The sequence below is a fragment of the Dyadobacter tibetensis Y620-1 genome (genome assembly GCF_000566685.1).
GTDB classification, from domain to species: domain Bacteria; phylum Bacteroidota; class Bacteroidia; order Cytophagales; family Spirosomataceae; genus Dyadobacter; species Dyadobacter tibetensis.
In genome coordinates, this window is sequence record NZ_AZQN01000006.1 from 63,059 (window position 1) to 85,378 (window position 22,320).

General features: G+C 46.8%; 16 protein-coding genes. 3 read left to right on the plus strand and 13 right to left on the minus strand.

The features are described from left to right. Positions 1-383: 383 nt before the first annotated feature. Positions 384-848, minus strand: coding sequence for a hypothetical protein (locus X939_RS0115765; protein ID WP_025764255.1), 465 nt, complete (start codon positions 846-848; stop codon positions 384-386). A gap of 2 nt (positions 849-850) precedes the next feature. After that, positions 851-1,063 (minus strand): hypothetical protein, encoded by a 213-nt coding sequence (locus X939_RS23655; protein WP_131694797.1) that lies wholly within the window; start codon positions 1,061-1,063, stop codon positions 851-853. A gap of 168 nt (positions 1,064-1,231) precedes the next feature. On the opposite strand from X939_RS23655, the gene X939_RS0115775 reads away from it, so the two are divergent. Further along, positions 1,232-2,797 (plus strand): M81 family metallopeptidase, encoded by a 1,566-nt coding sequence (locus X939_RS0115775; RefSeq protein WP_025764256.1) that lies wholly within the window; start codon positions 1,232-1,234, stop codon positions 2,795-2,797. 70 nt (positions 2,798-2,867) lie between these two features. Here the strand turns inward: X939_RS0115775 and X939_RS0115780 are convergent, their stop codons facing one another. The 4 genes from X939_RS0115780 to uxuA are packed head-to-tail and all read right to left on the minus strand — an operon-like array spanning position 2,868 to position 9,316. Beyond that, a complete protein-coding gene (locus tag X939_RS0115780) occupies positions 2,868-4,304 on the minus strand; it encodes a Gfo/Idh/MocA family protein (RefSeq protein WP_025764257.1) in 1,437 nt (478 codons plus the stop codon). A 29-nt stretch (positions 4,305-4,333) separates the two neighbouring features. Beyond that, positions 4,334-5,161, minus strand: coding sequence for a ThuA domain-containing protein (locus tag X939_RS0115785; RefSeq protein WP_025764258.1), 828 nt, complete (start codon positions 5,159-5,161; stop codon positions 4,334-4,336). Positions 5,162-5,195: 34 nt separating this feature from the next. Then, entirely contained in the window at positions 5,196-5,987 is a 792-nt protein-coding gene (locus X939_RS0115790) for an SDR family NAD(P)-dependent oxidoreductase (protein WP_025764259.1), read from the minus strand. A gap of 41 nt (positions 5,988-6,028) precedes the next feature. Then, a complete protein-coding gene (gene uxuA, locus X939_RS24090) occupies positions 6,029-9,316 on the minus strand; it encodes a mannonate dehydratase (RefSeq protein ID WP_198034432.1) in 3,288 nt (1,095 codons plus the stop codon). A gap of 284 nt (positions 9,317-9,600) precedes the next feature. Here uxuA and X939_RS0115800 point away from each other — a divergent pair, with 284 nt between their 5' ends. Continuing rightward, positions 9,601-10,632 carry a LacI family DNA-binding transcriptional regulator gene (locus X939_RS0115800; protein ID WP_310588065.1) on the plus strand — a complete coding sequence of 344 codons (1,032 nt, stop codon included), beginning with the start codon at positions 9,601-9,603 and terminating at the stop codon, positions 10,630-10,632. Between the two features lie 110 nt (positions 10,633-10,742). Here the strand turns inward: X939_RS0115800 and X939_RS0115805 are convergent, their stop codons facing one another. From X939_RS0115805 to X939_RS0115815, 3 genes are read right to left on the minus strand one after another with little or no spacing between them, the layout of a single operon-like run. Beyond that, positions 10,743-12,155, minus strand: a complete 1,413-nt coding sequence (locus X939_RS0115805; RefSeq protein ID WP_025764262.1) for a TolC family protein — start codon at positions 12,153-12,155, stop codon at positions 10,743-10,745. 1 nt (position 12,156) lies between these two features. After that, the gene (locus tag X939_RS0115810; protein WP_025764264.1) at positions 12,157-13,503 is read right to left on the minus strand and encodes an HlyD family secretion protein; all 1,347 of its coding nucleotides are present in this window, start codon (positions 13,501-13,503) and stop codon (positions 12,157-12,159) included. Between the two features lie 3 nt (positions 13,504-13,506). Then, on the minus strand, positions 13,507-15,168 hold the full coding sequence (locus tag X939_RS0115815) for an ATP-binding cassette domain-containing protein (protein ID WP_025764265.1): 1,662 nt from the start codon (positions 15,166-15,168) through the stop codon (positions 13,507-13,509). 147 nt (positions 15,169-15,315) lie between these two features. Between X939_RS0115815 and X939_RS0115820 the strand changes: the two genes are divergently transcribed. Next, positions 15,316-15,987: a TetR/AcrR family transcriptional regulator gene (locus X939_RS0115820; protein ID WP_025764266.1), complete on the plus strand. Its 672-nt coding sequence runs from the start codon at positions 15,316-15,318 to the stop codon at positions 15,985-15,987. A gap of 291 nt (positions 15,988-16,278) precedes the next feature. Here the strand turns inward: X939_RS0115820 and X939_RS0115825 are convergent, their stop codons facing one another. From X939_RS0115825 to X939_RS0115840, 4 genes are read right to left on the minus strand one after another with little or no spacing between them, the layout of a single operon-like run. Beyond that, complete coding sequence (locus X939_RS0115825; RefSeq protein ID WP_025764267.1) at positions 16,279-17,658, minus strand: DUF3748 domain-containing protein; 1,380 nt, start codon at positions 17,656-17,658, stop codon at positions 16,279-16,281. A 31-nt stretch (positions 17,659-17,689) separates the two neighbouring features. Further along, a complete protein-coding gene (locus X939_RS0115830) occupies positions 17,690-19,930 on the minus strand; it encodes a hypothetical protein (RefSeq protein ID WP_025764268.1) in 2,241 nt (746 codons plus the stop codon). A gap of 28 nt (positions 19,931-19,958) precedes the next feature. Then, positions 19,959-21,149: a sialidase family protein gene (locus X939_RS0115835; protein WP_044199744.1), complete on the minus strand. Its 1,191-nt coding sequence runs from the start codon at positions 21,147-21,149 to the stop codon at positions 19,959-19,961. A 12-nt stretch (positions 21,150-21,161) separates the two neighbouring features. Continuing rightward, positions 21,162-22,223 (minus strand): polysaccharide deacetylase family protein, encoded by a 1,062-nt coding sequence (locus X939_RS0115840; RefSeq protein ID WP_025764270.1) that lies wholly within the window; start codon positions 22,221-22,223, stop codon positions 21,162-21,164. Positions 22,224-22,320 lie beyond the last annotated feature (97 nt).

Below are 22,320 nucleotides of genomic sequence, written 5' to 3' on the forward strand. Positions count from 1 at the left end.
ATTATTTAAGGCTATAGCTTAAGTAAAGCTTATGAGTATTAGAAAATATTTGAAAAAATACTGTACTAAAATGACATTCTAGATTATATTAAATCGAGTATAAGAATGAAATCATATGCCATTATAATTATACATGAATATATATTTAGTAATATTGTTTAGTGTATTGTACTGTAGTAAATATAGTAATATTATTAAGCATAATAGAGATTTTATAAATTATTTTCAGTGATTAAGCAGGATTTGTGCGGTACCAGCTGCTGAAATTATTGCTTCAAGTATAAGAGGGGCGAACTATACTATTACCAATCTTCTGGGTTCATAGGCTTTGTATGTCGGGCCAAATTGTCATGTGTCAATTTTTAGGAAAGGATAGAAAAGCTTTATAAAGAAATACTTCCGCTCTCAAAACAATTGATTTTAAGGGTGCCTTTTTGGATGTCAATACAATAATCGGCCCCGTAGTCATGCAGCAGCAGCAGGTTATTATACACGGCAATACTCCTGTTTAAAGTGTTTTTGAGCATTTTACCAAACAAGTCGTCCCAAACCCAGATATTCTTTCCGGTCTCAAGGTCCTTGAGCATCAGGTACGACTCATGGTGGAGCTTTGGATTGGCATGTTTTCTAAGCCCCACACAGAGCAGGGACGGGCGGCGGGTTCCTTGGCCTCCGATCACATAACCATGAAATAACCCGCCTCCAAGCACCAGATCACTCAGGGCCGACTTCCACACAAAGGGCATGCGGGTGATGACGCCGTCGGGATCTTTGGCTATGGGTTCCTTCTGCGGGTTACAGGAAAGTAGTCCGCAGAAGACAACGAGGGTGATGAAAAGCGCTTTCATCGTTAATAGCTGATTCTGAAAGTATTGCGATCATTGCCTCCGATGCGGTTTCGAATATCGGAGGCCATAAAGGGGATTCCGTTTCCGGTCGGAAAAGAATACCGAGTAGGGTTGACGATCGGCCGCTGTGCCTGATAATAATTGGCTACCTCCGTCCAATCCATGAATCCAGTCCACCTCGGCCTGCCCAAGAATAAGGTATGTAGTGGTTTCATCTGAATGAACGTTTAAATTCATGAAGTGATTTTTTCTGTAAAACATCGCAAATTGTGCGTAATAGCTTTGAAAGCTAGGCTTTAATTTCCCTTCTAATGCTACATTTTTGCCAAACCCTCTGTATTTTACAGTCGATTATCTTATTTAATTGACCTAAATCCTAAAAAATGAAAGCAGTATTATTTTTATGTATGTCGCTTTGGGTAGGGCTGACAGGCGTTTGGGCCGGAACATCGGCAAATGGGCCGGCTAAGCAGCCCCGAATTGCCATAGCGGGCCTGGGCATCGAGTCGAGTACCTTTTCTCCTGCCCGGACGCTGGAGCCGGCCTTTCATGCCCGGACAGGCGATGAGGTGTATACACCTTACCCATTTTTTGAGAAAAATGCCCCCATACGCCGGCGCGCCCAGTGGTTTCCTGCATTGGTAGGAAAGTCCCTGCCGGGAGGAACAGTTACCCGTGAGGCCTATGAATCGCTAATGGCCCAGATGCTGGACTTGCTAAAAAAGAATTTGCCCTATGACGGACTATTTTTCGATATTCATGGTGCCATGAGTGTCGTGGACCTGGACGATCCAGAGGGGGATATGATTGCTCGTATACGTAAAGTGGTAGGTCCTAAAACCTTGATTTCAACCAGTATGGACTTGCATGGCAACGTGTCCTGGCGCCTGGCTCAGCAATCCGACCTGATTACCTGCTACAGAATGGCCCCTCATGAGGATGCACTGGAGAGTAAGGAAAGGGCTGTGGAAAATATGCTTATCCGATTGGAAAGTGGCCAAGGAAAGCCCGCCTACAAAGCCTATGTGCCCATTCCGGTGCTGCTACCTGGAGAGAAGACCAGTACGCGCATCGAACCAGGGAAATCCATCTATGCCGAGGTCGCCCCTGCTGCGGCTCGCAAGGGTGTGATCGACGCCGCCATTTGGGTGGGCTATGCTTGGGCCGACGAGCCCCGCAACCATGCGGTGGTGATGGTGACAGGCGATGATAAGAAAGTGGTGGCCGAAACTGCCGAACAACTAGCCACTAGTTTTTGGAAGGCCAGGAAAGACTTCGTTTTTGTGGCACCTACCGCTACCCTAGAAGAGAGTCTGGACAAGGCATTGGTGAGTAAAAAGAAGCCGTTTTTTATTAGTGATTCGGGTGATAATCCTACAGCCGGTGGGGCAGGGGACGTTACCTGGAGTTTGAAAGAGATATTGGCGCGGCCCGAATTGCAAACTCAGGATGGCCCGGAGCTGATTTATGCTTCTATACCAGGCCCTGAGCTGGTAGAGGCGGCACGTAAAGTGGGTGTAGGAGGAATGGTGGATGCCCTGGCAGGTGCGGCAGTAGACGCTCGTTTCGCTCCTCCATTACGCTTGCAGGGAAAGGTGTTGGCCATAGAAGATGGAGATCGCAACGCAGGCACCGAGGTGGTGGTTCAGGTAGGTAGTGTCAAGGTTATTGTCACTTCTCGCCGCAAGCCCTACCATAAAGAGGCCGACTTTACCCGACTGGGTCTGGCGCCACGGAAAGCGGATATTGTGGTAGTAAAAATTGGTTATCTGGAGCCTGAGCTTTACAATATGCGGGCCGACTGGCTGCTTGCACTTACGCCGGGAGGGGTAGACCAGGATCTGTTGCGGTTAGGCTACAAGCGCATTAAGCGCCCCATGTATCCCTTGGACCCCGATATGGCAGACCCAGATCTGAAGGCGCAGTTTGTGCCCGCTTCTGACCAGTAAAAGATGTAATCAACTAAAATAAAACCGGGAAGCAACCCCATGCTTCCCGGTTTTATTAGTGTGGTTTAGATCAACCCTTTACTTTTGAGGTGCCATAGATGCCACGCTGAGGTCGTGAGAGCATGGCATTCGCCTCTTTGTCTCCAATAAACTTCTCTTTTTTCGGATCCCATTTTAGCTTGCGGTTAAGCTTCATGGCTGCATGGGCGATGAGGCAGGCCGAGCAGGAACGTTGGGCGATTTCTGCATGGCTGATGGTTTGCTTGTCATTCAGGATACTTTCGATCCAGTTTTGGTGCTGCTCCGGACTCTCGTAAAGATGAATTTCATCGGGCCCTATTACGGAGCCGAGGATCTTCTTATCGCTAGCCTTGAAGGCTTCATTTTCCTTTCCCGATGCGGCAGCACCCGGATCGGAGGCTGTAACGCCAACGTTGCCCCGGGAGACGAAAATCCAGCCGTCGGTACCCTCAAATTTGACTCCGTTAGGATGATCCCCGCCGATCTCCATTTCTACTCCATTGGCATATTTCATATTGACCAAGAAGTCGCCATGCACGTTCCATAATCCCGAATCTGGGGCTGGGAACGTAGCTTTTCCGTAAGCTTCGATGGGGCCTGTGAGCTCCGTATCCATCCCCCAGTGGGCGATGTCAAGATGGTGAGACCCCCAACCCGTAATCATCCCGGCGCCAAATTGCTCGAGCCGGAGCCAGCCTGGGCGGTCATTTATATCCGTTTGTGAGTGTACCCGGTCAAGGGTATAGTAAACCTCGGGTGTAGATCCGAGCCACATGTCGTAATTGAGATTTGAAGGAACGGGCATCTTCGCTGTATTGCCACCGGCAGGGTCTCCTGGAAGACCTATATAAACCTTTTTAAGCTGCCCTATGCGGCCGTTGCGTACCAGCTCACAGGTACGCTTAAATTGAGGCCAGGGATTTACCGAACGTTGCTGACTCCCTAGCTGGAACTTTACTCCCTTTTTAATGATCATATCGGCCATCATTCGGCCTTCGCTGATGGTAAGGGAAGTGGGCTTTTGCATATATACATGTTTGCCAGCTGCGGCGGCCTCCATGGCAGGTTGTGCATGCCAATGGTCGGGTGTGCTAATGATGATGGCATCAATATCTTTCCGGGCGATCATCTCATGATAGTCGTCATAAGTTTTTACATCCAGATAATTATCCTTGCCTGTACGCTTAGCATATCTCGCCTCGATCCATTTTTTGCCCATAGCCAGGCGATTCGAGTCCAGATCTGCCACGGCAATGACATGAGCCGCTTCATTTTTAATCACCTCGGGCAGGTCGTGTCCACTGGCAATACGGCCGAAGCCTACCTGGCCAATGTTGATCTTATTGCTAGGGGCATTTTTCCCGAATACGGTACTGGGTACAATGGTAGGAAAAACGGATGCGGCAATAATGCCCGCCATTCCTGTCGCCGATTTCTTTAGGAAATCTCTTCTGTCGGCATGAAGGTCTTTGATGATTTTAGTCATAATAGAAAGGTATGAAGGTTTAAATCAAATTACTTTTTACGGACCTGGTCGTTTGGACTAGTAGCATAGGCCTTGCTATAATCCCGGGCCTTGGGCTTGCCGATGGTAAAAGCAATGGCACCGAGTATATGGTTTTGAAGGTCCTCTTTCAAATAGTCTTCCTTCTGATGGCCTAGAGAGGTATAAAAGGCACGGCCCCCGTCATATTCATGCCACCAGACACTAGGGAATACGGTACCAAAGGTATCCAGGGCCTTTCCTCCAAGCTTTTGGATGGTGGAATGATCATTCACTGCCAGCACATTCAGGTTAACAGCCATTTCTTTGATAAAATAGAATTCATCCTTCTCACGAACCCAAGTCTCGGGAAGGTGTGCAAGTGCGGGATTTTTGGGGTCAAGAATTTTGACGGAAAACTGCTGTCCCGGCTCATGCCAGAAAAAAGTTCCACCTAACATATCCTTAAACCAACGCCACTGGCGTTCGGTGCCGGATGCCGAATGCAGACCTATGAAATTACCACCTGCTTGAATGTAACGCATCAGTGCCACTTTTTGAGCATCCGTGTCGAAAACCTCATTATTGGTATTGGAGAATACGAGGGCGTCGTACTGTTTTAAATTTTCGTCAGAGAATTTGGAGGGATCGTCAGTCACATCCACTTTGAACCCATGTTTTTTGCTCAGGGTTTCTATAGCAATAATAGAGTTGGGAATGTTGTCATGTACAAATCCTTTTCCATTTTTGGTATAAAATAAGATTTTAACTTTATCCCATTTTATTTTTTGTGCCTCTGCCTTCCCTACGATCAGGCATAGGGCAATTAGGGAGCATAATAGTCTTGTAATTTTTTTCATTTATGAGGTATTAAAGGTTAGGAAAATGTTAAAATTAAAATCCGATGGAGTTGCCTCCATCTACAGGAAGGGTGACACCAGTGATAAATTGTGCAGCAGGAGAGGATAGGAATACGGAAGCCCAGCCTATGTCCTCAGGCTTTCCCCAGCGCTGCATAGGCGTGCGATCCATAGCTTTGTCTCTCCGGCTTATATCTCCGTTCATAGCCGTGAGCATCATAGGCGTTTCTATAAAGCCGGGAGCAATGGCATTGACCCGAACGTTATAAGGAGAGAATTCGGTAGTCAGAGCCTTTACCATCCCTCCAATGGCCGATTTGGAAGCGGTGTAGGCTACCACCCGGTCTATGCCATATAGGGCAGCCATGGAAGTGATCATCAGTATTGATCCCGACTTGCGAGCCACCATTTTTTTTCCACATTCCCGGGTTAGGGAAAATACGGCATGAAGATTCGTTTGTACAACCCGGTCAAAATCTTCGTCAGTGACTTCTAAAGCATACTTTTTCATGTTTATGCCCGCGTTATTGACCAGAATATCCACGGGACCGTGGGTAGATTCTATATGGTCGACCAAGTTAGGAATTCCTTGCAGGTCGGTGATGTCATTCTGCACATAAGCGGCCGCGGGGCCAAGTTTACTTACCGACTCTTGTAATACATCCTCCCGGCGCCCGGTGATGACCACCCGGGCACCAGAAGCGACCATGGCTTGGGCAATATAAAAGCCAATACCACTGCCTCCTCCAGTAATAAGTGCCAATTTTCCCTGCAAGGAAAAGGCAGGATTGGTAGTATTGTTTTCAACGTTTGATTCAGGTGACATATGTTTTTTAAGATTAGTAAAGAGAAGAGCCTCTTTGAATATTATTTTAATTGGTAAGTATTGGTAATTTGTTTTACATCTTCCAGAGTTCTTTCAGGTTTTACAAAGGGTATGGGAATGGGAAGCTTAGAAAATTCCTGGAAATACAGTACGCAGGCGTCTCTCCACCATAGAGCCTCCCTTTCTTGAGCCCGGAGTCGGCCTGCCACATCTTGGTGAAGGCTGGAGTTGACATGAGCAGCAACAGAGTGCCATTGTTGTTGCATTTGTTTTACCGATTGTGCCCCCAGATAATAGCGGGTGCAGAGCTCGTCCCAGAGCGTGCGTCCTGTAGATAGTTTTTTGTCCCAAGCAATGTGGTGAAACCACATCAAATAGGGCAAGGGACAGGTTTCAGGGTCACTCCATTTTTTCTGGACAGGCCTTGCATATTGTGCCAAGGCGTTGCTGCCCGATTTAGTACGGTCGAAACCCAATCCTTTTTGATCTGCCCGGTGGTAGTAGATGGCCGTCCAGTCGGGACGGGCACTAGTCGATAACCAGGGCTGAGGGCCATAATGCAGACCTTCACCCATCAGGTGATGCAGCCCTAGGGGTGTGGTGAAATTAACGTAGTTTTCTCGGGAATTCAGCATCAAGTCCTGAATAACATTTACCGCATCAGGATGTTGGGTGAGTGTCATATGAATCCACTCGTTGGCAATCGATTCGGAAGACAGGACGTGATCCCAGGCCAAACGGCCAAAAGCATACCAGTTGGCTTGCGATAGGGTATGACCTGTCCAATTACGGTCGGAGCCCGTGTTGGCGACTCCGGCCATGGCTGTGAGCTCATATCCGTGAAGACTTCCATCGACCACCCGGGCGACGATAGAGTGGGGGCCCTGGGCGAAGGTGTCGCTATCCAGGCATTCCTTGAATAAGGGGGCGAGATACACCAAATTAGTCGAGAAGCCCAGATACTCCTGGGTGAGCTGGAACTCCATGGCTAGGGGTGTTTTAGGCATGGAGCCAAATAATGGGCTGAATGGCTCTCTGGGCTGAAAATCAATAGGGCCATTTTTGACCTGCACCATGACATTATCGTTAAAACGACCATCAAGGGGCTTGAATTCTTCGTATGCCGCCTTGAAACGATCCCCTTGGGCATCTGCCTTGTACACGAAGGCCCTCCATATCACCGTCCCATGGAAGGGCTTCAGAGCGCTGGCAAGCATATTGGCGCCATCGGCATGGGTGCGCCCATAATCCTGTGGCCCAGGCTCACCTTCCGAATTAGCTTTAACCAGAAAGCCTCCAAAGTCGGGAATCGAGGCATATACTTCTTTTATTTTTTCCTTCCACCATTTCTGAACCTGAGGGTCCTGAGGATCAGAGGTTTTTAGCTCGCCCAAGATTTTGGGCGCAGCAAAATTGATGGACATGAATACCTGTATACCATAAGGGCGAAAGACCTCGGCAAGTTGTCGGACTTTGATGATATACTCCGGGGTTAAGAATCGTGCACTGGCATTGACGTTATTGACCACCACAGAGTTGATACCAATCGATGCATTGGCTCGGGCATAGTCTGTGTAGCGCGGATCTACCGTTTCAGGGAGTTCAAACCACTTCCAGAGTGATGCTCCGGCATAGCCTCTTTCTATGGTGCCATTGGGATTGTCCCAATGGTTGAGCATGCGAAGGCGTATTTTCGGACTGGAGGAAATGTCTATAAGGTCGATGCTATGGCCGGTCTGCAACTCACGTAACAGGGCAAAACTACCGTAGAGCAATCCTTTACCAGATTTGGACAAAATTGTAATTCCCTCTTTTGTTTTTCTGATAAGATAGCCCTCTTCGTTGGAGAGGTTGGCCTGAGAGTCAATTTTTAGAACTACTTGTCCTGCACCGGGCTGACTGGTTTGGTTAATGGGAATCTGTTTCCCTAATAATCCTTGCAGCCCCTGTTGTAATTCGAGAACGGCTGTATGAGCGATGGGGCCTTTCTCTTGCGTTTGGATACTCTGGATGAGGCTTTGGTAGGATTTTAGCTTTGATTTGTTTTCTATTTTATCAAATTTGAGCCAGAGCCGGTAACCGTCATCGGCCTGGAGGGTACAGGAAATGCAGGTCAAAAAAACGACCAATAACGATTTCATACTCCGTTTCAGAGAATATTCCAAGCCTCTCAGTTCGGCGAGTGCTTTCAGGCGCCCAATGGCAGAATAGCCTGGGTAAGTTTTTTTATGAAGGTCGTCCATCATCTGGAAACCATGGTCGGGGCGCATGGGGATTTCTGGAGCCTTGGCATCTGTGGCTCTTCGGCGGTTTTCTTCCTGCAATAGAGCCTCCACCACAGCATACATGTCAACGTCCCCTTCCAAATGGGGAGCCTCATGAAAATTTGCGGGATTTTCTTCGCGTTTGGTAGTACGCAGGTGGATAAAATGAATGCGATTGGCAAACTCACGTATCATGGCCGGAAGATCATTGTCGGACCGTACACCCAAAGAGCCAGTGCAGAAGGTGATACCATTGGCTGGTACATCGCAGGCTTTCATGAGTTCGGCCAGATCTTTTCGGGTTTTCACCACCCGGGGTAGGCCCAGTAAGGGTCGGGGCGGATCGTCGGGGTGTATGCAGAGCTTTATTCCCAGCTCCTGGGCCAGAGGGGCTACCGCACGAACGAAGTAGTGCAGGTTTGCCTGTAACTGTCGTTCGTCTATCTGTGCATACTGATCCAGAAGCCCCTGGAAAATGTCAAGTTCAAAGGTTTCGCCAGAGCCCGGTAAGCCTAGCAAGACGGTGTCTCTAAGGTTGGCCAGCTCCCCGGCACTCATTGCTTCGAACTTGTTCTTTGCTCTCTTTACCAGTTCGGGACTATAATCCTGCGCAGCTTTCGCCCTTTTCAGAATGAACAGGTCAAAAATGGCGAAATCTAATAATACGAAGCGTAGGGTGGTGGCTCCCGAGGGCAGGGTATGAAATAAGGAAGTGCGAGACCAATCCAGAACCGGCATAAAGTTATAGCATACTGTGTCAATGCCACAGGCGGCCAGATTCCGTAATGAGGCTTTGTATGTTTCTATATACTGGTCTCGATCGGGAAGTCCCTTCTTGATATGTTCATGCACGGGGAGGCTTTCTACCACCATCCAGTGAAGAGCTGTATATCGGTCGTTATCCCGTTCTATCGTCGCCTTCCGTTCCCGAATGTCGTCTACAGTCCACAGCGCTCCGACCGGAATTTGGTGCAGGGCACTCACAACTCCTGTACAGCCGGCCTGGCGAATATCCATAAGGGATACCGGATCCTGGGGCCCAAACCAACGCATGGTATGTATCATAATAATATAAATTGAAAAAATATTTTGTTTACACCTTTTAATGACGTGATTGTGTGGGATTTATCCCTACAAATCAGGGTTTTTAGAATGGCTGATTTTTTTATATCACTGATAATCAGTCTTCAATATCCGAAGAAATTTTCAAAATGCAACCGATTGCAAAGAGAAAATCATGCTGTTTCTACTAATTACTTATCATATTTACGGAATTATTTGGGCCGGATTTAGGCTGGTAGAATGTAATCGATTGTAATTATTTACAGAGCCAACCCTACTGGAGATGTATGAATATGGAAAAAGAGGTAACTATTTATGATATTGCAGAGCTTCTGCAGCTTTCGGCAGCAACCGTAAGCAGGGCATTAAACGACCATCCGGCCATCAACATTAAAACCCGGCAGAAAGTGAATGCCAAGGCTCTGGAATTGGGTTATAGGTCCAATACCTTTGCTAGTAATTTAAGAAAGAAAACGACTCAAACACTAGGCGTTATTGTTCCCCGACTCAACAGTCATTTTATGTCGTCGGTGTTGGCTGGGATGGAAGTAGTAGCCAACAAGGCAGGCTATCATATGCTAATAAGTCAATCTTTGGAGTCGTTTCAAAATGAGAAATCCAATGTGCGTACCATGTTTAATAATCGGGTGGACGGCTTACTGGTGTCTCTGGCTTATGACACGGAGACTTACGATCATTTTGCCGGTTTCGTTAAGAAAAAAGTCCCACTCCTTTTCTTCGACCGGGTAACAGATTATTTAGGATGCCCGGGAATCGTTATCGATAATATCAAAGCAGGGCAGGAGGCCACCGAACATTTGATTCAGCAGGGATGTGTTCGAATCCTTCATGTTACAGGAAATCTGCTCAGGAATGTATATGCCGACAGACTGGCGGGGTATCGACAGGCGCTTAGGAAAGCAGGAATAGAAGTCCGGGAGGAATTGGTGGTAGTCAATGATCTCAGTGCTGAAGCGGGGGTGGATTTGGCCCAGGCTATTATGCATATGGAGCATCGCCCGGACGGGGTTTTCGTTTCCAGTGATGTTTGTGCTGTCAATTGTATGAAGACCCTTCAGGGTGCGGGCTATCAGCTACCTGAGGATATTGCTTTTGTAGGATTTAATAATGATCATGTTTCAGAAATTATTGAGCCCAAGCTAACTACCATCGATTATCCCGGTAAACAGATGGGGGAACTGGCTGTAAGTACGATGATCAATCATCTGAAAGGAATTCAGGCCATTGATTCTACCTCCAGCATCACCATGCATACCCGGCTTATTGTACGAGCCTCTTCCCAGCGAGCGAAGTCTTAGGTTTCTAGGGGTCTGCTTTGACCCAGGTGTCAGGCTTGTGGTCGTATGCGGTAAAATTCTGGCTCGTCTTCTCCTTGAACGATGGGTGTATGACTGCTGCCCGGAAAAGGTTAATACAGCAAGCCTGCAGTTCCCTGCAGTGTAAATATGGTCTTAAAATATTTTGCCTTTAGCTCGATGAGTTTCTTCTGAACCTCTAAAGCCTTATTTTCCCGGCTGTTGATCATAAACAAGGAGCTTTCGCCGTTTTGGTATCGAATCTCTTCAGCTTCCACCAATTTTTGGCTGTTGACTAACTGCTGACTTTGGATTTCCATTTGCTTTTTAAGTATTGACAACTCGTTAAGGTAGGATTTGATTTTCACCTCTAGCTGCAGCTTTTTTTGGCTACGGGCTATCTCGGTCGCAGCAATTTTTATTTTGGCCTGGCGGTATGCCCCCCGCCCTTCTGAGAGACGAAGAGGGAGCTCGAACTTAAAACCATACTGATAGTTGTTATCGAAAAAGGCCCCAGGAGCTTCGGGAATTACCTGATAGCCTTTCCGTAAGAAATTATAATTAAAGTCCGCCTTAGGTAGCAGCTCCTGGAATTTAAGCCTGCGGTTTATATCCAATATATCAAGCTTGTAGTCATAGGTCTGTAGTTCGGGGTGGTTGCTAAGGGCCGTGCCTAAAAGCACATTTGCGTCGGGCTCATAGGCAAGTAGATCCGCCTGTTGGTCCCACGATTGGGGAGGGATAACCTCCGCTGGCAGCATATAGGGCTGTTCTTGTTCTGTCCAGAGATGAGCCGATAGATTTAAGGTAGCATTTTGGTATTCCAAAGCATATTGGGCAGCTAAATTCTGAAATTGCTGAAGTTGTCCGAGCGCTTCAACTGTGTCAATTGCAGGCCGCTCCCCAAAGTTATAAGCTTGTATCACCAGTTGCAGTCGTTTCTCGTTGACCTCTCGTGCGCTTTCCATGATCAAGTAACTTTGATAGGACTGTACCCACTCCCAATAGTCGGCCGTTACATCCATTAGAAGCTGATTGAGGGCCTGGCGCTGTTCGATTTCAGATAACTGCGTAAACAACCGGGCCTGTTTAAGGGCTGCCCGGCGCTTGTCCAGGAGCAGGTCTTTGGCAAGGGGGATACTGATCCCCACATAGCTGGACTTGCCCTTGGTTTGGCTGGGATTGAGTCGCTCCCCCTCCAGATTGTCTATACCGGCATAGAGCTCCACGCCAAACCAGGTGGGCAGCTGCAAAGTTGGGGAGAACTGGGTATAATAATGTGTCCCCCCAAAATTTTTCTGAGCAGCATATGCGCCCAAGAGGGGGTCAAAACCTCCGCGGGCTATGCGTAAGCCGGCCTGCGCATCCTGAATCTGGAGCCGAGCCTGGACAGCCAGAGGGTGATATTGGCTTACTATACTCAATACTTCTTCTACCTGAAGCGTGGGGGGCTGCGCCTGCGCGGAACCGGCCAGCCATAAGCAAATTATCGCAGCCAAACGACTATATTTTAGGATATTAAGCATCTTATTTTTCCGGGGTTTTGGAGGTATACCCTGCCGCTGAGCTGGCTTGCTGCTCACTATAGTAATCGGGAGGGAAACCATTGATATTGCGCCATAGTTCATACCAGATCGGTACATTTTTTAGTAAGGCGATTCCCTGAGCGCCGGTTCCCATTTTGAGTTGGCTGGGCCAGGGTTTGTCACTGGCATCTTCTGCGATCAGTACCCTAAAAAGGCCATTTTTACTAATTGTATTTTCAAAGGCTACTACCTTGCCACCAAAGGTTCCATAACTGCTTTCGGGCCACCCACTAAAAACGATAGCCGGAAATCCATCAAACATAAACCGAACTTTTTGACCTACCGAAATGAGGGGTAGATCCACCGGTCTTACATACATTTCGACCGCATAGTTAACCCGGGTCGGAACGATTGTAGCCAGACTTTCCGAGTCTTTTAAAATTTCCCCAATTCCAGCTTTATTGGCTTGTACGATCTGTCCGTCCTGTGGTGCTAGAATGATGTACATACCGTTACGAATGCGGTAATTACTAGCCATATTCTCAAGCTTGGCCTTTTCTCCTTGACCACTGACCATATTGCCCATACTGGACAAACGGTCGCCTTCTGCTTTGCTGATCTTCTCTAAATATTCCTGTTCTACAGCATTCTGTTCTATTTGGTTATTGAGGATTTCCTGCTGTGTCTGAGCAATTTTGTTTTGGGCCGATATGCGTTTGGCCAAAGCGTTCTGATAGCTGGCATTACGTTGCTGAAGCTGGGTTTGTGATACCAGGCCTTGCGCAAACATTTTCTCCTGACGCTCATACTGATCCTTCAGTAGTTTGAGTTCGTTTTCTACTGCTATGAGGTCCGCTCTTTCCGCATCCAGCTTGCTGTTAAGCTGATCCAATTTGTTGAGAAGCTGCTTAGATTTTAGTTCTTGGGCCTTTTTAAGTGCTTCGATCTGGACCAGGGAGGTGCGCGCTTTTTGCTGATAATACTGGATAGCTCCTTCCTTGGCAACGACCTGCTCTTGCGTCCGGCCCACCAGATCGGGATCCAGATAATCTTCCTTGATTTCTGACAGTTGAAGGATGGTGTCGCCCTTCTGAACGACATCGCCTTCCTTTACCCACCAGCGAACGATTTTTCCCGAAATGGGTGAGTTAATGTTCTGAGGACGCTGTTCCTGGTATAAGGACGTGATGTCGCCACGGGCCTTGATGTTCTGTGTCCAAGGCAAGAATAAGATGAGCGTTAGAAATAGGAAAATACCTACTGACCATTGCCTAACCTTGCTCTTTTTATGATACCGGTATATTTTTTCCTTGGCGGATAAGGGTAGGTTATATTGTTCCAGATCCATAGCTTAAATTGTTTTACCTGGGATGAGTCTCCCATTTTGTAATTCATAGTGATAGTCACTCAGCTCCTGAAGTGCTTCCTCGTCTGTCGCAATGACCAGGGTCGTCTGACCATGCAGGCTTCTTAGATAACTGAGCATGCTTTGCCGGCTCTTTTCCGGCAACCCATCCCAGGGAGTTTCCAGAAGAAGTAAAGCGGGTAATTTTATAAAGGCCCTGAGTAACAGGATGCATCGTATGGTCCTGCTATCTAGATTGCGGGCGTTAGGAGCTACCTCTGTGTTGAAAGCCTGAGGCAATGTCGAAATGATTTCATCTAGGCCCAGTTTCGTTGCCATATCCATGATTTGTTCAGGACTTATATATTCCCGACCCATCAGGATATTTTCACCAACGGTGCCAATAAATATGTCTTTCTGATTGAGATACATTCCTATATGACGTCGATAAGAGGCTAGGTCATAATTGCCCAGAGGAAGCCCATTGATGTGAAGGGTGCCTTCAAACTGTGTGTAGTAGCCTGCTAAAGCCTGCAGGAGTACAGATTTGCCTGCTTGACCTCCTGTGCCTATGGTCGTAAAGGAACCTTGAGGTAGATACAGATCCAAGCCCTGAAACATTTTTCGCGAATTGGAGAATAGAAAGGAGAAACCCTTCAGCTCCAATTGAATGCCCCTTCCCGGCGATTGTAATAAAAGTTTTCCTCCTGGCTCGGCTAAGGGCTCCGTCACTGAGGCCAGTTTTTCTAAGCCCGTGGCCACATCATATACGCTGTCCAAATTTATAATTAGTTTTTCTACGGCGTTTATCACCATGAGAATTACGATTTCAGCAGCAATAAATTCTCCAATATTTAATTGTTGATCCAGAAGAAGTACTGTACCTACTATCAGCATTGTAGCCGTAATGGCCACTTTTATGGCCACTAAAACCTGATATTGAACCAGGAGGATTTTAAAGTGCGAGGTTTTTGAGTCAAGGTATTCGCTGATGAAATGGTCGGTTTTCTTAAGGTTGATTTGCGTATGGTGGTTATTTTTAAAAGGATTGATGACCCTTGCCATCTCTTCCAGCCATGAAGCAACTTTATATTTGTCATCGCTTTCTTTCAAGCTGGTTTTTATACCCATCGATCCGGAGATATAGAATACCAACCATAAAATGAGCAGAAGCGCTACCCCGGCTATGATAAAGGTTGAGTCATATAATCCCAATAAAAGTAGCCCCAATATGATTTGAATACTGGCTACAGGAACGTCCAATAACAATTTTGATAGCCCTTTTTGCACATTTAACGTGTCAAAAAAGCGATTGATTTTTTCTGGTAAATAATAAGCGTCGGTCTTCAGACTATCGAATTGAGGAATGGTATGAGCAAATTCCAGGGCGTATCGGGTGAAAATTTTCTGTTTTATTTTTTCGATAATTTTCATCTGATTGATCTGCATGATCCCAACGGCTGCTACCCCGATCACAACCAGGAAGATCAGTACATAAATGGAAGTGACCATGGATGCTCCTAGTACAAATCCAATGATGGACTGTATGCCCAAGGGCAAGCTTAGTTGCACCAAACCGCTTAATATGGCGTAAAAATAGATTGCAATAATGTCAGATTTGTCGAGCAGAACGAGGTTCCACAGTCGCGTAAACGGTTTTTTGCTCATGCCTGAATAAATTGTTTGGACAAATATACAAATACTTTATTTTATGATAGTATTGCTATCGTAAATAAGAGTAAATATTTTTCATTTGATTAAATTACTTTTATTAATGATATTTTTGCTTACTTGCATTCAAAAGGAACAGGATATATGGATTTTCATTTAAATTTTCAGGTAAATCAGAAAGTTTATCTCCGCGATCCAGAGGGAAGCGAGATTGGGCGTAAAATAGTAAAAAGTGCCATTGATTTGATACATCAACTGGGATTTGAGCATTTTACCTTTAGAAAGTTAGCAGTAGAGATCAGTACTACGGAGGCAACTATTTACCGATATTTTGAAAATAAACATCGCCTTCTTCTTTATATCCTTAATTGGTACTGGAGTTATATGGAGTTTCTCGTGATGTATGGAATAGTAAATATTAAAGATTCCAGGGAGAAACTTGAGACGGTAGTCGAGTTGCTTACACATGAATTGCCTGAAAGCTCTGGGCAAATGGACTATAATAAGCGGTTTCTGAACCAGATCGTTATTTCTGAAAGTAGTAAAGTTTATCTGGTAAAAGAGGTTGAAGAGATCAATAAAGATGCCGTTTTTAAACCGTATAAAGATCTATGTACTCGTATTGCCGACATCATATCCGAACATAATCCGCAATATTTATATCCTCGCTCTCTGAGTACAACCCTGATAGAAACCTCACATCATCAGCAGTTTTTTAGCAGTCACTTGCCGAAGTTAACCGATGTAGGAGAACGGGGAGCTAAAGATTTCACGGGAAGTTTTCTAAAAAATTTACTCTTTAAAGCCATCGAGTAGTGCGGAAAGGATACTGGCTGTCCGATAATCATCGGGGTTTGAGTCTATATCATGGATTTTTTCTATTTTGTAAACCATTATTTTATACTGCCATGCCCCAATAGTTTACACTTTGTTGCTTCGGGTCATGCTATTTAAAGCGATTTCGATAAATGGCAGAAATGACCGCAACCGACCTCAGAGGGTTCGCCCTTGTCCTCAGGACGATCTAAGGCTGAGGCCCCTAAAATGGGTAACGGTCCACAAAAAAAGCCAGAATCACAGGGGCTCTGGCTTTTTTATAAACTGAAATTATCGCTGTTGAATAAAAATTTGTTGGGTCAGGGTGCCTTCCGGGGATTTTAGGAGTCGGTTATAGGCAATTTGTTTACCATCGGGTGACCAAACGGCATTGGAGGGAAGCGGGGTTCCCGGAAGGGTAAGTAGCTCATAGCGCTCCTCGAATTCTTGTTCTCCAAGAAGGCACACCACCAGGCAATCATTCCAGAAGTAACTAATTTCCTTGCCATTAGTATTCCAACGCAAATTTCCACTTACGTCGGAAGTATGGTAGGTAAGCTGTCTTGGTTTGCCTTCGAGCGGAGAAATTAAATATACTTGCATTATCCCTTTCTCGTCTTTGGCCAGATAACATAATGCCGACCCGTCGGGAGCTGATCGGACGATACCGCTACAGCCTGGTTGACTGGTTTCGGCCGTAAAGGTTAACCTGCGCTGTATTGCTCCTTTGGGAGGCATGGGAAAGTCGTCCAACGTGCCTTCCAGCGGGCCTAGTGAGCCGGGAACCGTGATGTCGTCAGGAATATCGACCACGAAAACTTCTGGAACATCTTCGCCCTTCAGATTACGGACCGTTCCTAAGAAGGCTCTAGCCATCTGCTTTCCACCATCATTACGCGTGTAGCCGTTAAATCCCACCCAGCTGTCGCCGGCGGCATGGCTGATCTCATCGCTCCCAGGAGTGGGCTCGGGAACCACCCGTACCACCAATGCGCTGAACCAGTTTCCAGAGATATTTCCCGGTGCCTGGTCCACCTCTACTGAAGCTAGGTTTTTGGAGACTCCTATCGTCCGAAGGTTTCTTTTTATTCCCGTTTTGGCTTCAATTTCCTGAAGAATTGCGTCATTATAAGTATAACCTATCCACTGTCCATCACCGCTCCATTCGTGGCGGTGAGTGCCTCCTCTCAAGGCTCCGGGGGTGAATGGATAGGTAACATCTCGTGCGTCCATCCATATGGGGCTGTCCGGATGATTGTCTTTAACAATCGCCCCGGTGCGCCTCCATTGCTGGTAAGGGTTTTCCTGGCTACAGTCGGAGAGCCCGTGGATGAATACCACGGCGTTCTCTTTGGGGCTGTAACTAACCGCCCCAACGCCAGGCCCCCATACTTTATTTTGCTCCAGTGCGTAGGTGATTTTGATTTCACCTGTTTCGGTATGGACCCTTTCTATACGCCCCGACTCAGCGATGCCGCCCGAGTCGGTACGGGTGTCGTAGGCCAACCAATGCCCGTCAGGTGAGAAGTTATCATTATTGTCCAGATCATGATGGTAACTCAGATCGTGGGTCAATTGTTTCTCAAGGCGATTTTCTGCTGACTGCTGGCATGCACTCATAAGGGCAAATACTGCTAAATAAACGAAAGGTATTACTATTTTTTCGGGCATAAATATCGGGAAAAAATTGGAATACGGCCCCTTACTCATTTTCCGATATGGGCGCACTGATTACACCCAGATAGCGCCCCATCCAGTAGGGCAGGAGCCAGATATCACCCGCACTGCTTTCATTATTTCCATTCGCACCTACCCGGTCCATGTCAAACATATTGGCATTATGCCGGCGCACGGGTCTTTCATCGGGAGGGAGTACTTCTTTGGTCGACTGCTTTCTGAAATTAGGCTCTAGAAGTTCTATGTCTTTTCTATGGCTATTTTTTACGTCCCAGCCAATGAGGTCCATCGGGTATTCTCGAAGATACCAAGCCGCTTCATCCAGATCGAACTCCTGGACTCCTGTCAGTGCTGTGAAAATATTCCAGGCACCTTCCTTTTCGGGGCGTTCTGCCTCCCAATGATCTAGTATTTGGGTTTTATAATGCGCCTTAAGACTGTCGTTAAATGCGTATCGGTACAGTCCCCAATAGCCTATGAAGTACATTTCATCGTCGGAGTGGTTCCAGCCGTCCGACATATTTTTGGCATGTTCGTCGGCATCATCCGGTGCTTTTCCAATTTCAGACATTGGACGCATCATATTTTCAAAGTAGCCATGTTGGTTCATTAGTTCGAAAGCTTTCTCCTTGTATTTTTCTTTTTTAGTGAAATGATAAGCCGTTTGAAGCATCGCCACAATATTAGAAGAGTTTAATTTGCGGTCCCCAACATTCGTAGGGAAGCTATTCACATAGGAAGGATTCCATTTTCCCCACATGGTAGGCTTTCCATCGAAGTCGATCAGGTACATATCATTGCTGATAATATGGGACATCAGGGTGTCGATCAGGGTGATGGCTCTGTTTTTTAGGTTTTCGTCATCCACTAGTTCTGCCATGGCTCCAAAGGCAAATACATGGCCGATCACCTCATCGCTGCTGGTAGTGGACTTCCAGTCCCATTCTTTATCAGTAGCATGCTGCCAGCGCTCAGGATCCGAAAGGCTTTCTATATGTCCACTTCTTTCGAAGGATCTGGAGGGGAAGCCTGCCACGGGGTTGATATCGTAGAGGCGCTCCATGGCCTCCATAGATTCTCTACAATTCTGTAAGGCTTCTGGATCCTTTGTTACAGCATATCGGAAAATCTCTCCTCCCAGATACATGGAGGTCCAAAGTCCGTCATTATCCGAATCGGAAAGGTAGCCTGTTGACAAATCACCTTTTGTCATTCTGCTCAGGCTGGAATTGAAGCCTACCCGAATGTGGCGAAGCCTTACCTGCTTATCGTAATATTCGGCCTTATCGGCAAGGGTCATCTCTTTAAACTGGATTTGACCTACTCCTCCTGTCGTAAGTATCAATACGGAGCGCTCCGGGCCGGACTCGATACTAATCACCTGGCTTCCAGGGAGCCAGCGTTCGCCATAATAATAATCGAACTTACCATCTTCGCGCAGGGCGTATGCCCCTTCCGAGCTCCCAAACCATAGTCTATCATTGATATTGGCCATGGTACTGATAGCTGGAACGGGCAAGTCAGATCTTTTATCTCCAACTGGTTTTTTTGAAGCTAAGTCGATTAACAAGTAACCATTTCCCGTTCCAATGGCCACCTGCTTCCTAGCTTTCCAGGGTGCCATGGCCCGAAGGTCCTTTCCCTGATAAATACTACTAAATGCCTTATCGGCACTCAGGGTGTAAAGTGTCTTGTCCGTTAACACTAGATAATGTTCAAGCTCAGGTTGGTAAATGATTTGCCGAACGGTTTCATCAGAAAGTGTTTGGTTCCATTGCGTTGCTGCCTTTGAAATGAGCTTAAGTTGCTGTCCGTCAGAAATTAGAAACTGGAAGTCCTTGCCTCCAGCCATTAAACGTGCCTCAGGCATGGCGTGTGGGCTGAAGAGACGACCCGCCCAGGCATTGCTGAAGACTACGGAGTCTGTAAGATAAACGATCTGATTCTGATACCTTCCAATAGCTTGAATCGTTTTATCGGAAAGGAATCGATAGCTATTATCGGTCTCAAGGGTACCGGGATAAAGGAATTGTCCGTCATGGGGATGGAGCACACCTTTTGAAGACAATACCTGAATTTTCCCGTTGCGATCGGCCGCTGCTCCCAACAGGCGCAGGTCGGTAGTATCTGCATAATATTTGATGCTGAGATCTTGGAGGAAGGGTTTGTCTTGATAAACAGGTTGTTTTACGCTGTTATTGCTGCAAGCCATAAATCCTACAGCAAGGCCTACGGTTAAAATGAATGAGAGGCAATTTTTTAACATAATTGGATTGGGTTTAAGGAAATTGGCATTAATTCGCCAAAGGGACTTTTTTGGGGTCTACAGTGACATATTTGATTGATTTTTGATCACTTTGTGGGTGATAAGAGTAGGTCATTCTTAAAAGCCCATCGGGGGTTTGAATCAGGGATGGATAAGAATAGCCTCCTTTGCCCTTCGGATGATCCTCTAATCTTATTTTTTTGGGCCAGGTCTTGCCCTCGTCGGACGACAAATACAGGCTCATCCGATTCCTTCCATCTACCAGATCGTTGCCCAGAAAGGCCCAGCTGCCGTCGGCAAGAGTCAGGAGTTCGACGCTTGCAGTATTGGGGATATTCAATTTGTGCGTGGCGGTCCAGGATTGCCCTTCATCCGCAGATTCGCTCATATGTACATGGGGAGGTGCATCGCCGCTATCGCGCATATAGGCTACCAGGTTACCATTCTTTCTTTTAGCAATTGCGGGCTGGATAGGTCCACGCCCCACTACAGGCAGACTGGGGAGCCAGCTTTCTCCCTGGTCGTCGGAAATAGCCATCAAAGATAGGTTGTAGCCATCGGAATATAAGGGCAGAATAATTCGTCCTGATGCTAGTTGGGTGGGCTTAATGCGGGTCATCCAGCCGATACTTCGTTTGACAGGATCCTTACCCGCCTCCACAATCATTTCATCATATTTGGGAGCATAACCCGCCCATCCGATCTGGTGATCGGGAAGATCCTTGAATTTTTTCTGCAATTCCACATAAAAGGAGTCGTCTGGTTTTAGCAGAATATTGTCTTGCCAGTCCCATTGTGGTGGGCCCTCTTGAGCATAATGGGTAGAAGTTCTTACGCGCAAGATCGATTGCTCCCACAGGTTGGCTTGAACGGCAATCCATACGAGAAAAAGCTTACCCGAGGCGTTCAGAAAAAGGACTGGGTTACAGTCGGGAATATGAGGGGTGTCGGCCATAAGAAAGGGCGTACTCCATTGTTTTGATCCTTTTTTAAGCCTTGCTCCCATAATGCGCACGTCGTCTGATTTGCGCTCTCCACTGCCCTGAAACCAGGTGGCCAGCATATCGCCATTGGGAAGTGCCACCAGGCTGCTCCCGTGAGCATGTTCGGGCTGTAAAGGAAAAATGATGGTTTCTTCCAAAATGGCTTGGCCATAGGAAGTGGAGCAAGTTAGCCAAAGGGCTAATATAAGGAGGGCTCCAAGGTTTTTTGTGATCATGGATTTATAGATTTATTTACTTTTTTTTCTTCTCTCCAGGAGTTCCCGCCAGGTGGTCAGAACAATATTATTCTTCTGAATATATGCTTTTAGTTCTGGGTCCAGCATCGATAGCAGGTCGGCATAACGAGAGCCCCCCGAGGCGCTGATATGTTGAAATACATCGGTAATATCACTGCTATGGACGATAAACATAGCCACACCAGGCTGCATTCTTTCCATCACCTTAATCCATTGTTGGGCCTTGTATTTACCCCAGGCCTCAGGAGTTGGATTAGGGCCTTCTGGCTTCCACTCTCCACTTTTTGTATGTAAGTCATCTAGGACAGGAAGTCCGGCATTCCATAGCATTTCGCCTACTGCTGGAGCCTTTTTTAGCACTTCGGGGGCTGGGAGTTTCATGCCCTCTTGGTAAAGTCCTTGAGCCTTGAGTTGTTCTATTTCGGGCATCAGTAAGCATTCCGTAATCAAGCGGTTATTGCCCCCTGGAAACATCACCGGGATCCCATATTCTATACCTACCTTCATATAACGCTCCAGAAAGGGGCCGTGGGCGAAGAGGGTTCCCATATGGGAGTCAAGATGTGTGGGGCTGATCCCCATTTTTAAGGCCCGTTCTATCTGTGCCCTGATTTCCGTTTCCACTATATCTGCACTGGCATGCCTTACCACCTCTGCCACCTCGTGCCACATACAGCCTTCATCGTCTACCAGGCCTGGTGAATGGCTAATACCATTTAAAGGTGGCCAACGATAGTCTTTCCACTCCGAGGTGAGGGTTAGGTGTAAGCCGGCATCAACAGAAGGATTCTTCTTGACATACTTTCCAAAACTTGCTGCCCAGGAGCAGGGCATCATAATACTGGCGGAAGTGGCAACACCCTCCTCTATTGAACGTATTGCTCCCATGTTAGAGCTGTAAGACATACCGGCATCGTCAACATGGAATATAACAGCCTTAGTGCCTTTCGGCCAACCGAGCTTTTCAGCATAAGTGGTCTGCGCATGCAGGGGCATGGCTACTGTTGCCAGAAGCACGCCTAGTGATGAGAAAATTGATTTAGTTTTTTTCATGCTCTTGTTGATATTGATGCTATCATTGCCTAACCATCATTTCGTAATGCCGGGAACTACCTTGGAGAATTTGCCCTCGAGAATGATGTTAATTTCC

What these genes read in the sequence shown, in the direction of transcription:
- X939_RS23655 (WP_131694797.1), bottom strand. Translation starts at nt 1,063, where the DNA reads ATGAAACCACTACATACCTTATTCTTGGGCAGGCCGAGGTGGACTGGA.
- uxuA (WP_198034432.1), bottom strand. Translation starts at nt 9,316, where the DNA reads ATGATACATACCATGCGTTGGTTTGGGCCCCAGGATCCGGTATCCCTT.
- X939_RS0115790 (WP_025764259.1), bottom strand. Translation starts at nt 5,987, where the DNA reads ATGTCACCTGAATCAAACGTTGAAAACAATACTACCAATCCTGCCTTT.
- X939_RS0115835 (WP_044199744.1), bottom strand. Translation starts at nt 21,149, where the DNA reads ATGATCACAAAAAACCTTGGAGCCCTCCTTATATTAGCCCTTTGGCTA.
- X939_RS0115825 (WP_025764267.1), bottom strand. Translation starts at nt 17,658, where the DNA reads ATGCCCGAAAAAATAGTAATACCTTTCGTTTATTTAGCAGTATTTGCC.
- X939_RS0115765 (WP_025764255.1), bottom strand. Translation starts at nt 848, where the DNA reads ATGAAAGCGCTTTTCATCACCCTCGTTGTCTTCTGCGGACTACTTTCC.
- X939_RS0115830 (WP_025764268.1), bottom strand. Translation starts at nt 19,930, where the DNA reads ATGTTAAAAAATTGCCTCTCATTCATTTTAACCGTAGGCCTTGCTGTA.
- X939_RS0115775 (WP_025764256.1), top strand. Translation starts at nt 1,232, where the DNA reads ATGAAAGCAGTATTATTTTTATGTATGTCGCTTTGGGTAGGGCTGACA.
- X939_RS0115815 (WP_025764265.1), bottom strand. Translation starts at nt 15,168, where the DNA reads ATGAGCAAAAAACCGTTTACGCGACTGTGGAACCTCGTTCTGCTCGAC.
- X939_RS0115840 (WP_025764270.1), bottom strand. Translation starts at nt 22,223, where the DNA reads ATGAAAAAAACTAAATCAATTTTCTCATCACTAGGCGTGCTTCTGGCA.
- X939_RS0115820 (WP_025764266.1), top strand. Translation starts at nt 15,316, where the DNA reads ATGGATTTTCATTTAAATTTTCAGGTAAATCAGAAAGTTTATCTCCGC.
- X939_RS0115785 (WP_025764258.1), bottom strand. Translation starts at nt 5,161, where the DNA reads ATGAAAAAAATTACAAGACTATTATGCTCCCTAATTGCCCTATGCCTG.
- X939_RS0115805 (WP_025764262.1), bottom strand. Translation starts at nt 12,155, where the DNA reads ATGCTTAATATCCTAAAATATAGTCGTTTGGCTGCGATAATTTGCTTA.
- X939_RS0115800 (WP_310588065.1), top strand. Translation starts at nt 9,601, where the DNA reads ATGAATATGGAAAAAGAGGTAACTATTTATGATATTGCAGAGCTTCTG.
- X939_RS0115780 (WP_025764257.1), bottom strand. Translation starts at nt 4,304, where the DNA reads ATGACTAAAATCATCAAAGACCTTCATGCCGACAGAAGAGATTTCCTA.
- X939_RS0115810 (WP_025764264.1), bottom strand. Translation starts at nt 13,503, where the DNA reads ATGGATCTGGAACAATATAACCTACCCTTATCCGCCAAGGAAAAAATA.